Origin of the sequence: Paenibacillus sp. FSL K6-1230 (assembly GCF_038002385.1) — a bacterium.
Taxonomy (GTDB): Bacteria; Bacillota; Bacilli; order Paenibacillales; family Paenibacillaceae; genus Paenibacillus; species Paenibacillus massiliensis.
Window position 1 is genome coordinate 1,692,494 of record NZ_JBBOCK010000001.1, and the last position, 13,616, is coordinate 1,706,109.

Here is a 13,616-nt window from a genome sequence, read left to right on the forward strand (position 1 = left end):
TTGCTATGTATCTATGATTTGATTTTATGGCTGTGGTCTATGAGTAAAGAAATGCCGTTTTTTTCGTTATTTAAGAAGTTATAATTTTGCACACGTACTAAAAAAAGTAGAGCAAAGTGTTCACTCTACCTTCTAGGGTGTGTGCGCAGCCTCTTCATACAGGCCGCCCTAATAAATCGCAATCGGCCCATAGGGACCGTCTATAATTTCAATTTTCGTTTCAAAAATATCGGTTAAAAGCTCTGGGTCCATAACTTCCTTTACTGTTCCAAAAGCGGCAATTTGGCCATGTTTCATGGCACAAATTCGGTCCGAATATTTGGCGGCAAAATTGATATCATGCATAACAGTCAGAATGGTTCGTCCAAACTCATTAGCGGCATGCCTCAAATGCTCCATCATCTGGACAGAACGAGCCACATCCAGATTGTTCAAAGGCTCATCCAAAAGCACGTATTCCGTCTCTTGACACAACACCATGGCTACATAGGCTCTTTGCCTTTGACCACCAGAAAGCTCATCCAGGTATCGATTTTCGAGATCAGTCAAGTCTAAAAAATCAATATACTTGGAGATAATAGCCTCATCCTCGTTCGTTAATCTCCCCTTAGAATAAGGAAAACGTCCAAATCCAGCAAGCTGTCTAACGGTAAGTCTCGTTACAAAATGATTTTCTTGACGTAAAAGAGTTACGATTTTAGCCAGCTCGCTCGATTTGGATGTAGAAACATCCATATTGGCCACCTTGATTTGGCCTTCGTCCAGATCCAAAAGTCTTCCGATCATCAAAAGTGTAGTGGACTTACCTGCACCGTTGGGCCCAATTAAAGAAGTAAGGCCGGCTTTTGGTATTTTAATATTCAAAGGGCCGATCGCTACCTCATCCGCATATGATTTTTTGACATTAGTAATCTCTATCATAAAGAACCCTTCCTTAAAATCACTATTAAAAATGTTAATCCGCCAACCAATTCGATAATAATGGAAACAACACCTTGCGCATTAAAAATATGATTCATAATGAAGTATGCACCGGTTAAGATTACAAACCCGATAGCAAGAGCCATGGGGAACACATATCTGTGGTCGTAGGTTTGTGCTGCCTGATAACTCAAAGTGGCAACTAAAAATCCGAAGAAGGTAAGTGGCCCAACCAAAGCCGTTGAAACAGCCATCAAAATGGATATCAGAACAAGCGTATAAATCACGCTGATTTGATGCCTAGTTCCCAAGGAAGTCGATACATCCTTACCCAGCGATAATACATTTAACCTCTTGGCATTAGCAAGCAAAAGGATGGCAACAATGATGACGATGGGGATGGCAATCGGGAAATAGGCTGAGTCTGCATTGTTCACTGAAGCAAACATTCTTGCCTGTAAAATATCAAACTCGGACGGTGCAAGAAGTCTTCTCATAAATGAGGATACAGACCTTAACCCGGTTCCAATAATAATACCGACTAACAGTAGAAGCTGTAAATTGCCGTATTTTCCGGAAAGCAACCAACCATACAGTATCAAACACATCAAGACCATCGCAGCAACTTGATATAAAAAGGAATCAACACCGCTAAAGCCTACAAATACAGCAGCGCCGAAGAAAAATATAGTACTTGTATGAATGGTTGAATAAATGGCTTCAAAGCCTAACAGTGACGGAGTGATAATTCGGTTATTGGTAATCGATTGAAAAGCAACCGTTGATAAGCTTTGGCAAATTACAGCCACAAGCATGGCAACAAGGGCTACAACCCTTCTTGTAACAACAGGTATGAAAGAAGGAGAGGTTACCGGAACTGGATTGTTATACACCAGTAGTCCAAACGAAGAAATAACGCCCAAAACTATCAATGTTATCAGCAAGATCCAATAACGCTTTTCTTCTTTCTTGGTACGAAAGGCTCTAGCTGACCTTTTTTTATGAGGACGGCTAGAATCGACTTCAACATGTAATGGATTGCTACTTACGAATTGGCTCATCTCAGACTCCTTCTTGACCTCCTTTGTCGTAACAAAATAACAATAAATACGACGGCTCCCACTGTTCCAAGAATCATAGATACGGGTACTTCAAAAGGCATAATAATGATTCTAGATAGAATGTCACAGATCATGATGGTACCCATCCCTAATACGCAGACCCACGGCAAATTGCTTCGGAGATCATCACCTCTAAATAAGGAAACGATATTCGGTACAATTAACCCTAAAAAAGGCAGGTTTCCAATCACAGCTGCAACAATGCCAACAGCTAGAGAAATCAGAGCAGTGCCAAAAAGAATGATCCTGTTATAGTTTACTCCAAGACTGGTAGCGACATCTTCCCCTAGTCCAGCTAAAGTCAATCGATCAGCAAAAATAAAAATAAGTATTGTAATCAATATAATGATCCATAAGTATTCATATCTTCCAATTTGAACAGGCGAAAAAGAGCCTACAAACCAGCTTTCGATATTTTGCGTCATTTGAAAAACAAGCCCAACGAAAGTTGAAAAGGCAGAAATGACTGCTCCAAGCATCATGCCAATAATAGGAACTACTAAAGACGAACGAAGTTTAACTTTTTTTAGAAACATGAAAAAAATCATCGTTCCTACAAAGGAAAAAATGATTGCACCTGTCATTCTTAGCACTAAAGTTGGGGCTGGAAAGACCAAATAAACAAACATAAGCCCCAGACCAGACCATTCCATGGTCCCTGTTGTTGTCGGCTCCACCAAGCGATTCTGTGTAATCAGCTGCATGACCAGTCCTGCCATGGCCATTGCGGCTCCCGTAAGCATCAATGCCAGGGTTCTTGGGACACGAGTGATGAAGAACATCTCCATTCCATCCGCTTGTCCTCTTATGTCATACACCCCAGTAAGCAGTGATATAATGCCCAAAATAATAGTCGCTGTAATGGCAATTATAAAAGGTAAGGTCCATAGTCTTTTGTGATTATGACGCTGGGGTTGAGAATTCTCAACCCCAGCTAAATTTGGTATCAAGTTTTTCAGCACTACGTTAGACTCCTTTTCACTGCTTAGCTAAAGCTTCTGAAAGGTCGTTAAAAATCTTGATAAAGGTTTCAATGGATTCATTGGTGTAAGTATCGTTTGGAGCATAGAGAATCTGCCCTTTAGTAATAGCCGTTGTGTTTTTAAGAGCAGGTGAGTTATCAATAACGTCCTGAGCAGGAACAGATGCTTCATCAGAAGAAATAGCTGCGTCACGATCCAGCACAAAAATCCAATCAGGATTGCTTTGGGCAATAGCTTCAACAGAGATATCATCTCCTTGATGATCGGAAGAAGACTTCTCAACTTCTAATGCAGGAGTCCAGTCAAAAATTTCATACAATGGTCCCCATACTCGCCCAGAGTGAGGAGCCGAGAAACCGATATCTCCACCAGAAACAACCACACTCATAATCTTATCTTCACCATTATAAGCGGCTTTAGCTGCTTCAATAGCTTTATCAAAATCAGCATTTAATTGGCTAGCTTCTTCTTGCTTATCGAAAATTTTACCTAAATCGGTTGTTGCATCTTTAAATCCATTTACCAGATTTTGTCCAGGTGTACCTGCCTCTGCAGAAACATCAAAATCGAGGTCAATAACTGCTGCATTTGGCACTAATTTTTTGATATCTTCATAATAGCTAGCAAATCTTTGACCAACAATGACAAGGTCAGGCTGTATAGAGGCGAGGAGCTCAAGATTTGGCTCGCGGTGATTTCCAATATTTTGTACCGATTCATCGGCTACATAGGGTGAATTCGCAGGCATTACATCCTTCGGCACAGCTGCTAATTTAATGCCCCAATTGGACAAAGTCTCAAAAGTTCTGTTATCCAAAGCAACGACCTTCGCAGGATTGACCGGAACAGTAACCGTTCCATGAGCGTCCGTAATTTCAACCGTTGTAGCAGCAGCAGGAGTAGCACTACCAGCGTCAGTAGCATTCGTATTAGCAGCACCAGAAGTAGCAGGTCCATTACTTGAGCATGCTGACAACAGCAAAGCAAAAGCTGCAAGTAAAATAAACATTGATTTTGAAGCATTGAATTTTCTCATATATATCCCCCTAGTTTAAATAAGATTGACGCACAAGCAGAGCATTGTAATTGATAAATCAAGATCACGTTATATTCTCAGAGCGCATTTTAACGAATGAATATGTACTATTTTTCATAGTAATGCAGAGTGACATGTCAATTACACGATAGTGATTATCAATCTCAATAACTTGTATTATATCAAGTTAGAAGTAATTTTCAACAACTTACTTCCTGTAACTAATGGCGAAATTGCGAATTAATGCCCCACTTTTTCACTTGAATTCATTCGTGAGTGCGCTCTTCTCAAGGTTTATGATATACTCGTTGGGATAAGTTTAAGATTTTTTCTTAGTTTTCATAGAGAGGTTTTGGATATGACGAAAGACAATTTTTGGCTTGAATTATCACGACCATTTTTTATATTGGCGCCCATGGAAGATGTGACGGATGTTGTGTTTCGTCATGTCGTAAGTGAGGCGGGCAGGCCAGATGTATTTTTCACGGAATTTGCGAACACGGAGAGCTACTGTCACCCGGAGGGAAACAAAAGTGTGCGCGGGCGTTTGACTTATGCAGCAGATGAACAGCCCATCGTGGCTCATATCTGGGGAGACAAGCCGGAATACTTTCGTGAGATGAGCATCGGTATGGCGAAAGAAGGCTTTAAAGGCATCGATATTAATATGGGCTGTCCTGTTGCTAATGTAGCTGAGAATGGGAAGGGAAGCGGTCTGATCTGTCGCCCAGCTATTGCAGCGGAGATTATCCAGGCTGCGAAAGCGGGAGGCCTGCCCGTGAGTGTAAAAACAAGGCTTGGCTTCACGGCTGTAGATGAATGGCGTGACTGGTTAACGCATATTTTGAAGCAAGACATTGTGAATCTTTCCATTCATTTGCGGACAAGAGAGGAAATGAGCAAAGTAGACGCTCATTGGGAGCTCATTCCGGAGATTAAGAAGCTTCGTGATGAGGTAGCACCACATACACTGCTGACCATTAATGGGGATATCCCAGACCGACAGACTGGCTTGAAGCTCGCGGAGCAATATGGTGTGGATGGTATTATGATTGGGCGTGGGATTTTCCAGAATCCGTTTGCCTTTGAGAAGGAACCGAAGGAGCATAGTAGTGAGGAATTGCTTGGTCTGCTGCGGATGCATTTGGATCTCTATGATCAATATTCAGCAGAGGAGCCACGTTCATACAGTGCGCTTGCCCGCTTTTTCAAAATATATGTACGTGGCTTCCGAGGGGCAAGTGAGCTTAGAAATAGCTTAATGAGCGCCAAATCAACCATTGAAGTTCGCGCATTACTCGATGATTTTGGAAGCCGGGAGCAAGATGGGGCGTAAAACTAAGCCATAATGGTAAGTCTTTAGTTCATAGAGCATCCTGCGGGGTGCTTTTTTTATCTATGTACAGAACAAGGTTTTCAGGTTCAATACGATCGTAATCTTGGATCATAAAGCGTCAACCAGGGTAATTATAGTCAATCAAGCTTATTGATAGAAATGTGCTCTTAATGAACGATCTTGCATGTCTTTCCTGTAAAATGAGTAATGATTCAGAAGGACCTTTTTTTCACAAAAAAATTGCACAAAAAAGGTAAAAATTTAGAGGAGGTAAAGCTAATGCTAAAAATTCTCACCACTTGGCTGTTATTTATTCTATTACTATTTCTTATTAGTAAAGGGCTTCGCAAGCTTGCCGGTACAGGATCGAGCTTAAGCTCTAGACGCTTTGGTGGATGGTTGACTGGACTTTTTATTGTGGGAGCTGTGCCACTCGGGTTTTCTCTATACACAGTGATCTTTGATGAACGTCTGGATGCCAACATCGGGTTGGGGCTTGCCATGCTTTTTGCTTGGGCCTACTGCGCACTTTTGCTATGTGCGGCATTGGTGATATGGGGAATATACACCTACAAAAGGGCTAAAAATAATTAACCTGGCTGAAATATGATTACTAATAAAGCTCGCTAAACACAAGAATTTATTACGTGTTTGGTGGGCTTTTTCTAAGCTGAAATATTCACTGTCGTGGTCATTTCTACACAATTGTTCTACATGATCGCATGAGGCTAAAGCGACTCAGAACGTACCCTTCATCCCATTTTCTTATGAAAAAATTCAATCAAGCCATCTGTTAATTGTCGATGCGAGCTGCTAATATACCGATCCGTACAGTACATGAGCTCCAGATGTCGTATAGGCGTAGGCCCCTTGAATGGTATAGCTACAATGTCCTGACGTTCCGGGAATTGAGCTAGCAAGCCTTGCGGCTGTATAGTAGCGCCTACCCCGGCAGACACTAATTGGAGCAGTGAATTGGCTGAGCTCGTCTCCATGACGGGGGTTAATTCAATCTCCTCCTGAATACAGACGGCATCCACCAACTCGCGACCGAGAAAGCCTTTCGGATACATGACCAGTGAACGCTGTCTCAGCTCTTGCAGTGTAATCTCCTTCCTGTCAGCGAGCTCGCTTGCTGCATGAACGAAGAGATGATAGGGCTCCGATCCAAGCGGGACCTGGATTAATCTTTTATCAGACTGACCCTGCAAGCCAATCCCGATATCGACTTTATGGTTAAGTACTTCATCTTGTACATATATAGTTGAGAACACCTGTAGCTGGATGTGGGGATATCTCTTCTTAAATTCAACGAACAGCGGGACGAGCATGAAGTCCAAATCCGAGGGCAGCACAGCCAGCCTAACCGTACCGCTATCTCCTGACAACAGATCTTGTATGGCATGCTTGGCGTCCCGTTCTGCTTGCAGCATCTTCAGCCCGTAGTGGTACAGGAGCTTGCCTGCTTCTGTAGCCACCACCTTTTTACCGATCCGATCGAAAAGAGGAGTGCCCAGCTCTGCCTCAAGTATGCGGATTTGCTGGCTTAGTGTAGGCTGTGAGATTCCGAGTCTTTCGGCAGCCTTTGTAAAATGCAGTAGCTCATATACCGCCATAAAATACTGTACATTTCGATTGTCCATCCGAAGGCTCCTTTCTTTAATAGTATTTAACTATCATAATAATATGAATTATAGAATTTATCAATGATTTACGAGCCCATATACTGAGAATGTCTTATACAGCTAAGAAGAGAGGGCCTATTTTATGAAGAAGTATTTTTTATTGCTAGCTATATTTATTGCAGCCTTGAATCTAAGGCCTCTGATTACATCGGTGGCCCCTTTGCTTGGTACGATACAGAGTGATCTAGATATGAGCGGTCTAACCGCAAGTCTACTCACCACATTGCCTGTCCTATGTATGGGGATATTTGCTCCAGCGGCGACCGTATTGCGTGATCGAATGGGCCTTGAACGTACGATTTTTGTGGCCTTACTCCTCATCACAGGAGCAACAGCTTTGCGAGGAATTGTTAGCTCAGTCGTCATACTGGTTGCTAGCGCGCTAATTGGCGGTATTGGGATCAGCTTGGCGGGGCCACTATTGTCCGGCTTCATTAAGAAGTATTTTCCTACCAAGCCCGGCATTGTCAGTGTGTATTCTGCTTCCATGACTGTAGGAGCTGCTGTTGCTTCGGCTTTTGCTATTCCGTTATACAATCGTAGTAATCACAGCTTAACGCTGACCTTGTCCTGCTGGGCCATTCTTGGTATGGTGGCACTAATCGTGTGGGCGGCTTTTCTTGGAAATCGGGCGAATCAGACTAGCGCAAGCTCGATAGGATCAAGCTCCAGGCTTCCGATCCGTAATAAAAAAGCAATTCTGTTGACCTTGTTTTTTGGCTTAATGGCCAATATTTTTTATTCGGTAACAGCGTGGATTGCACCGATTGCTCTGAATCTCGGCTATAGCGCGGCTAGTGCAGCTATGCTCCTTACGGTCTTTACGCTGATTCAAGTTCCCGTATCCTTAACGATTCCCTTCCTAGTAGCCAGATCCGGGAGACGTCGTTTGTATCTCATTCTTTGCAGTGTATCCGAGCTAATCGGAATCGTCATGCTGCTCTTTCAACTGCCGATGCTGCCAGCGGCGGTATTGTTGGGCATGGGAGCAGGCGGGTTATTTCCACTGGCACTCATGCTACCCATTGTCGAGACAGAAACGGCGGAGGAAGCTGGAGCATGGTCTGCGATGTCCCAGTGCGCGGGTTATATTATAGGGGCTATGGGACCACTAGCGATTGGGGCGATTTATGATCGAAGTGGAAGCTTTACGACTGCGCTTATTGTGATGCTGATGGTGATTGTGGTCATGATCGGGGTGCAGGTGGCGATTACTAGCGGGAAGAGTGGCGGTCGTGTCATTTCGAATGGGTAGTATGTAGAGAGATATCTTTAATTTATATCCAAAATAAAATAAAAAAGAAATATTTTAGTAATTATTTATATAAGAGCAAGTTAATGTTTAGACAGATTTTTGGGGGAATGTATCTTCAATGTATGTACATCACAAGGAGGAACTACTTTGAAGAAATTAGCAATCATAATCATTGGAATTCTTTTGTTATTACAGGTCTTTCCACAGAGAACCTTTGCAACGAGCGATCTGGAGTGGACAAGTGTGGAAGACATACCTGAGAATAGAACAGCATCGGCAATTGCTGAAGTAAATGGAATTATTTATATCTTTGGTGGTTCCACAGCAAAGTCTAACAATACAGGTGGTCAAAAACAAAATACGACATATGCTTATAATCCAGCAACAAATACCTGGGTTCAAAAAACGAACATGCCTACTGAACGTGCTGCCGTGTCAGCTGCGGTATATGAGGATAAGGTTTATCTAATAGGTGGCTACTATGATAAAGGTGGGAACTTAGCTAGGACAAATAAGATAGAGGTATACGAACCTTCTACGGATAGTTGGACTACAGTTGCTGATATGCTTCAGGCCAGATCATGGGCAGGAGCAGGCATCTTGGATAATATGATCTATGTTGTTGGTGGAGCAACAGCAAGTAGTGATTCTAAAATAGTCGCGACAGTAGAACGATATGATATCGCCAACAACAAGTGGACAAAGCTCAAAGATTTCCCCGCAAAATTAAATGGTATGAGTCTCGAAACCGTCAATGGCAAAATGTATGCCTTTGGAGGAGGCACGGGGTTCTCTAAGGGGATGTCTGCAAATATTTATGAATACAATGTCTCGAACGATAGTTGGATCAAGAGGAACACGTTTAAGATCGCTACTTCCGGGGCTGCCTCAACAGTATACAACGGTGAAATATATGTAATGGGTGGGCAGAAAGATACTACGATTCAATCTCGGGTTGAAATATTTAATCCTGACACCAATGAAATAAGACCGTTTACGAGCTTAACCTCTCCAAGAAATCAAAGTGTTGCAGCTACGGTCGGTGGTGACATCTTTATTTTTGGTGGAACAAGTGGGAATACAATCTTGTCCACTGCTCAGAAAATCTCTATGATGAATGAGCAACCAACACCGGAGCAACCAACACCAGAGCAACCAACACCGGAGCAACCAACACCAGAGCAACCAACACCGGAGCAACCAACACCAGAGCAACCAACACCAGAGCAACCAACACCGGAGCAACCAACACCAGAGCAACCAACACCGGAGCAACCAGCACCGGAGCAACCAACACCGGAGCAACCAACACCAGAACAACCATCCGGTAGCAGGGCGATTTTAGTGGTTACCATGACAACGGGGCTGGAGAAAGAATTTGATCTAAGCATGAAGGAAGTTAATGATTTCATTGCTTGGTACGAAGCAAAGCAGGCGGGAACTGGAAAAGCTTCGTATGCAATTAATAAGCATGATAACAACAGAGGACCGTTCAATAGTCGCAAGGAATACATTCTGTATGATCGCGTATTAACATTTGAGGTAAGCGAGTACTAAAATAAAAGCGATATAAAACTTCGTCAGCTAAGCTGATGGGGTTTTTTGTATGAAAAAAGAACTAAATCAGGCAAAAGCTTATCGATAAGATGAATAATAGTTAAGATTTGTTGGTTTATATGTAACCGCTTTAATTTTTCTATAGACAATGCGTATACCCAATGCTATATTGTTTCTGTAAGAAACAATATTATTTCTATGAAACACAAAAAATAAGCTAGATTACCGTCATGGCACACATACTAAGCGTGCTCAAGGCTAGAGTATTTCAGGTGTTTGGTGCTTGAGCGCTACGAAAGGGATGGAGAAGATATGAGCAGCATCGAGACAACTATTAAGACCTTTGATGGAACTCAGCTCTATTTCAGCAAGAATGTAGTTACTGATGCGAAGGCAGCTGCGGTTATTGTACATGGGCTATGCGAGCATGCCGGGCGCTATGATTATTTGACGGATCAGCTGAACAACCGCGATATTAACGTTTACCGATTTGACCATCGTGGTCATGCGAGATCGGAAGGGCAGCGTACGTTCTACAGTGATTTTCATCAGCTTATAGAGGATGTGAATGTCATTGTTGAAGCGGCCTTGCAGGAGAGCGGCGATACCCCTCTGTTTGTCATCGGTCATAGTATGGGCGGATTTGCGACCTCATCCTTTGGAACGAAATATCCAGGTAAAGTGAAAGGCATCGTTCTTTCTGGGGCACTTACCCGCTACAATACAAAGGTTGCTGGTGAGCTGCCACTTGATCTTCCTCCAGGCACGTATTTCCCAAATGAGCTTGGCAGCGGCGTATGTAGTGATCCGGAGGTTGTATCCGCATATGCGAATGATCCGTTAGTCGAAAAAGAAATTTCCGTAGATCTATTCAATAGTCTGGGTTATGGAGTGGTCTGGTTAAAGGAACATGCGAAGCAGTTTGTGGACCCGGTGCTTGTTCTGCATGGTGCAAACGATGGGCTGGTGAGTGAACAGGATTCGCGCGACTTCTACGGAGACATCGCCTCGACCGATAAAACATTGAAAATCTATGCTCACCTTATGCATGAAATATTTAACGAACCGACTCGGGATGAAGTCATTGAAGAAACGATCACATGGATTGAAAAACATATCTGATTTCAGTACATTGGAAGAGAAAGAATTCTGAAGATGAAAGGGATTACCCATGAAGTTAGATTGGATGGGCAACCATCGGACATTGATCGAGAAAATTATAAAGTACGGAAATGCATATTCTAACACCTACAAGCTGCAGCGAAGCTACGGTACAGACGTCATGTTCTCCGCCTCGCAGATCCAGACTCTGGAATATATTCTGGAAGCAGAGGATAAGGAAGAGAAAATGTCAGAAATGGCAGAACGTCTAGGTGTTAGTCGCAGCACATTCTCCAAGAACGTGAAGATTTTGAAGGAAAAAGGCCTGCTGGAGAAATATCATTTGAGCGGCAATCGTAAAGACATCTATGTGAAGCCTTCTGCGAAAGGACGCGAGGTGTACGCCCAGTACACTGAATTTGTTCGGGAGCTTTGCTTTGATGATATTTTTCGATATGCCGATACCATTTCGGAGGCTGACAAGGAAAGCTTTACTCGTATTTTGGATTTGTTTGCGAATGTATTGGTCTGGTATGGGGAGAAAGAACAGGAACCACGCAAGCTCACCAAGATTGATGCAGGTAACGAGTAAACTGGCTACAATCCATGAAGGTTGAATGAGTTATTCCAATGCTTGCCTCACTTCCCTGCCAGCATTGGAAAAACCGTACCCAATCAAGTACAATAATTCAGAAATTATCATATCAGACCAATAGATATAGCGTATGGAGGGAAGCATGCTGAATTGGAAAGCAATCTTCAAGGGTATGGCGATGGGGACGGTGGAGACGGTTCCTGGCGTAAGCAGTAGTACCATTGCGGTACTCATGGGAATTTACGAGAGGTTGATTGAGGCCATTGGCCAATTGACCTCGAAGCGCTGGAAAGAAGGCATAGCCTATTTAATCCCGCTAGGGATCGGAATGTTCGGTGGATTCATCATATCTGTCATGGTAATCAAGTACCTGCTGGAGCATTATTTTCAGCCTACCCATTTTCTATTTATGGGCCTGGTCATTGGCATCTTGCCTTCATTATGGAGAACTGCCCGGACAGAAAGTAAGGAACCCATGCGGTTGCGGCACTATGTACTCATACTGCTGTCTCTGTTGGCGGTAGCTGCGACAAGATTTCTGGATGTTGAACGAGATATTATCATGACGGATCTGACTGCTTCGGATTATCTGTTCCTGTTCGTCTCGGGCTGGCTGGCGAGCACAGCGTTAATACTGCCTGGCATTAGTGGGGCGCTGATTCTTACCCTGCTCGGCGTGTACTATACCGCGATCTCGGCCATATCCTCAATGAATCTGCCAGTCATCTTTACGATTGGAGCGGGGATTGTGGCGGGGATTCTCATTACAAGCAGACTTATTCGATTTTTATTGCAGCGTTATGCCCTGCTCATGTATGCTTCCATGCTGGGACTGGTGGCTGGCTCGATTGTGGTGCTGTATCCGGGGTATCCAGTGGGGGCTCTGAATAGCCTGATCTGTGTAATCGCTCTTGCCGCTGGTTATTGGATTGCCCTGATTGCAGGGCGCGTGAAGCGCGGAAGAGGCTTGCCTGTTGTAATAGAGCAGTGAGACTCCCTGCTTATCCGATATCGCTTTGCCCTGGTGTAGCTAGGGCAAAGCAATTTTTTTTGCTCGATGTTACTACGGAACTGGTCGATGCTACTATTCTGGTTGATAGAGCTAATAATCTGTGGAGTTAAAGCCAGTTATAAATAGCTGCAAGCTGTCCTGCAAGGAGGTGGGAGGGTGGCCAAGCAGCTGTTCCAGATCAGTTGTTGTTGATGAGGTATCAATTGTACGCAAAAAGTTAAATATCCAATGCTGTAGCTGTGGGTCCTGCTGCACAGCCATTGGCGTGCCGACGAGCTCCGAGAGAGCTGCTGCTAGATCAGAGAAGCTCCATGAGGTAGACGCAGTTAGCTCATAAATTCTGTTGCGATGTTTGCTGGGCTGGGCGAGTACGTTCGCTGTGGCGGCTGCCAGATCGGCTCGAATGACCGTATTAAATGTCCAAGCTTCAGGAGGGCAGACAATCTGCTGCTCTGCTATAATCGTCTGCAGATCAAGGGCCTCTATAATGTCGGTGTAGAGTGCGTTTCTCATAAAAGTGTAGGCTATACCAGAGGCGCGAATGGCATACTCCGTGGCCAAGTGTAAATGAACAGGAGGGCCTGAGCCATGCTCGGGGAAAGCAAAGCTAGTGTAGACCAGATGCTCCACCTTCGTCCTCTTGGCAGCCTCAATGACATGTGCATGCTGGCGAAATCGGATGGTATCATCCGTATGAGAACTTGAGATGAGTAATAGCTGGGAGGCTCCGGCCATAGCTTGCTCAATCGACTGGGGCTGATCATAATCGCATAAGCGCACCTGGATGCCTGCGGCACGATATGAATCTCCAGCTTCAAGACGCCGAACCCCTGCAATAATACGCTCTGGAGAGATCTGATGAAGCAATTGCTCGATAATCAGATGTCCCAGCTTGCCACTAGCCCCTGTAATCACAATGGACATGAGCGCATCGTCCTTTCCTTTACATGTAGTTTAACGCTTAACTATTTGGCTGCAAATGCACAATACGTACGGAATTTAACTACGGCGCTA

General features: G+C 43.8%; 13 protein-coding genes. 7 read left to right on the top strand and 6 right to left on the bottom strand.

Going from position 1 to position 13,616, the window contains the following annotated elements:
- Positions 1-168 precede the first annotated feature (168 nt).
- The 4 genes from MKX74_RS07440 to MKX74_RS07455 are packed head-to-tail and all read right to left on the bottom strand — an operon-like array spanning position 169 to position 4,061.
- On the bottom strand, positions 169-921 hold the full coding sequence (locus MKX74_RS07440; RefSeq protein WP_018886023.1) for an iron ABC transporter ATP-binding protein: 753 nt from the start codon (positions 919-921) through the stop codon (positions 169-171).
- Positions 918-1,982 carry an iron chelate uptake ABC transporter family permease subunit gene (locus MKX74_RS07445; protein ID WP_341177943.1) on the bottom strand — a complete coding sequence of 355 codons (1,065 nt, stop codon included), beginning with the start codon at positions 1,980-1,982 and terminating at the stop codon, positions 918-920. The genes MKX74_RS07440 and MKX74_RS07445 overlap by 4 nt, the downstream gene beginning before the upstream one ends.
- Positions 1,979-2,992, bottom strand: a complete 1,014-nt coding sequence (locus MKX74_RS07450; RefSeq protein ID WP_445667306.1) for an ABC transporter permease — start codon at positions 2,990-2,992, stop codon at positions 1,979-1,981. Before MKX74_RS07450 ends, MKX74_RS07445 begins: the two co-directional genes overlap by 4 nt.
- Before the next feature lie 28 nt (positions 2,993-3,020).
- A complete protein-coding gene (locus MKX74_RS07455) occupies positions 3,021-4,061 on the bottom strand; it encodes a siderophore ABC transporter substrate-binding protein (RefSeq protein WP_341177945.1) in 1,041 nt (346 codons plus the stop codon).
- 358 nt (positions 4,062-4,419) lie between these two features.
- Here MKX74_RS07455 and MKX74_RS07460 point away from each other — a divergent pair, with 358 nt between their 5' ends.
- Positions 4,420-5,397, top strand: coding sequence for a tRNA dihydrouridine synthase (locus MKX74_RS07460; protein ID WP_341177946.1), 978 nt, complete (start codon positions 4,420-4,422; stop codon positions 5,395-5,397).
- A gap of 207 nt (positions 5,398-5,604) precedes the next feature.
- Entirely contained in the window at positions 5,605-5,991 is a 387-nt protein-coding gene (locus MKX74_RS07465; protein WP_341177947.1) for a hypothetical protein, read from the top strand.
- Between the two features lie 158 nt (positions 5,992-6,149).
- On the opposite strand, the gene MKX74_RS07470 is transcribed toward MKX74_RS07465, so the two are convergent.
- Positions 6,150-7,040 (bottom strand): LysR family transcriptional regulator, encoded by an 891-nt coding sequence (locus tag MKX74_RS07470; RefSeq protein ID WP_341177948.1) that lies wholly within the window; start codon positions 7,038-7,040, stop codon positions 6,150-6,152.
- A 124-nt stretch (positions 7,041-7,164) separates the two neighbouring features.
- Here MKX74_RS07470 and MKX74_RS07475 point away from each other — a divergent pair, with 124 nt between their 5' ends.
- The 5 genes from MKX74_RS07475 (at position 7,165) to MKX74_RS07495 (ending at position 12,581) form a co-directional block, all read left to right on the top strand.
- Positions 7,165-8,337 (top strand): MFS transporter, encoded by a 1,173-nt coding sequence (locus tag MKX74_RS07475; protein ID WP_341177949.1) that lies wholly within the window; start codon positions 7,165-7,167, stop codon positions 8,335-8,337.
- A 147-nt stretch (positions 8,338-8,484) separates the two neighbouring features.
- Positions 8,485-9,894 carry a Kelch repeat-containing protein gene (locus MKX74_RS07480; RefSeq protein ID WP_341177950.1) on the top strand — a complete coding sequence of 470 codons (1,410 nt, stop codon included), beginning with the start codon at positions 8,485-8,487 and terminating at the stop codon, positions 9,892-9,894.
- Positions 9,895-10,206: 312 nt separating this feature from the next.
- Positions 10,207-11,016, top strand: coding sequence for an alpha/beta hydrolase (locus tag MKX74_RS07485; RefSeq protein WP_341177951.1), 810 nt, complete (start codon positions 10,207-10,209; stop codon positions 11,014-11,016).
- Positions 11,017-11,065: 49 nt separating this feature from the next.
- Positions 11,066-11,587, top strand: a complete 522-nt coding sequence (locus MKX74_RS07490; protein WP_341177952.1) for a MarR family winged helix-turn-helix transcriptional regulator — start codon at positions 11,066-11,068, stop codon at positions 11,585-11,587.
- 145 nt (positions 11,588-11,732) lie between these two features.
- A complete protein-coding gene (locus MKX74_RS07495) occupies positions 11,733-12,581 on the top strand; it encodes a DUF368 domain-containing protein (RefSeq protein WP_341177953.1) in 849 nt (282 codons plus the stop codon).
- A gap of 111 nt (positions 12,582-12,692) precedes the next feature.
- Here MKX74_RS07495 and MKX74_RS07500 read toward each other — a convergent pair whose 3' ends face one another.
- Positions 12,693-13,526, bottom strand: a complete 834-nt coding sequence (locus MKX74_RS07500) for an NAD(P)H-binding protein (RefSeq protein WP_341177954.1) — start codon at positions 13,524-13,526, stop codon at positions 12,693-12,695.
- Positions 13,527-13,616 lie beyond the last annotated feature (90 nt).

Excerpts from the sequence above, each read along its gene's own strand:
- MKX74_RS07440 (WP_018886023.1), bottom strand. The coding sequence starts at position 921 with ATGATAGAGATTACTAATGTCAAAAAATCATATGCGGATGAGGTAGCG.
- MKX74_RS07445 (WP_341177943.1), bottom strand. The coding sequence starts at position 1,982 with ATGAGCCAATTCGTAAGTAGCAATCCATTACATGTTGAAGTCGATTCT.
- MKX74_RS07455 (WP_341177945.1), bottom strand. The coding sequence starts at position 4,061 with ATGAGAAAATTCAATGCTTCAAAATCAATGTTTATTTTACTTGCAGCT.
- MKX74_RS07460 (WP_341177946.1), top strand. The coding sequence starts at position 4,420 with ATGACGAAAGACAATTTTTGGCTTGAATTATCACGACCATTTTTTATA.
- MKX74_RS07465 (WP_341177947.1), top strand. The coding sequence starts at position 5,605 with ATGATTCAGAAGGACCTTTTTTTCACAAAAAAATTGCACAAAAAAGGT.
- MKX74_RS07470 (WP_341177948.1), bottom strand. The coding sequence starts at position 7,040 with ATGGACAATCGAAATGTACAGTATTTTATGGCGGTATATGAGCTACTG.
- MKX74_RS07475 (WP_341177949.1), top strand. The coding sequence starts at position 7,165 with ATGAAGAAGTATTTTTTATTGCTAGCTATATTTATTGCAGCCTTGAAT.
- MKX74_RS07485 (WP_341177951.1), top strand. The coding sequence starts at position 10,207 with ATGAGCAGCATCGAGACAACTATTAAGACCTTTGATGGAACTCAGCTC.
- MKX74_RS07490 (WP_341177952.1), top strand. The coding sequence starts at position 11,066 with ATGAAGTTAGATTGGATGGGCAACCATCGGACATTGATCGAGAAAATT.
- MKX74_RS07495 (WP_341177953.1), top strand. The coding sequence starts at position 11,733 with ATGCTGAATTGGAAAGCAATCTTCAAGGGTATGGCGATGGGGACGGTG.
- MKX74_RS07500 (WP_341177954.1), bottom strand. The coding sequence starts at position 13,526 with ATGTCCATTGTGATTACAGGGGCTAGTGGCAAGCTGGGACATCTGATT.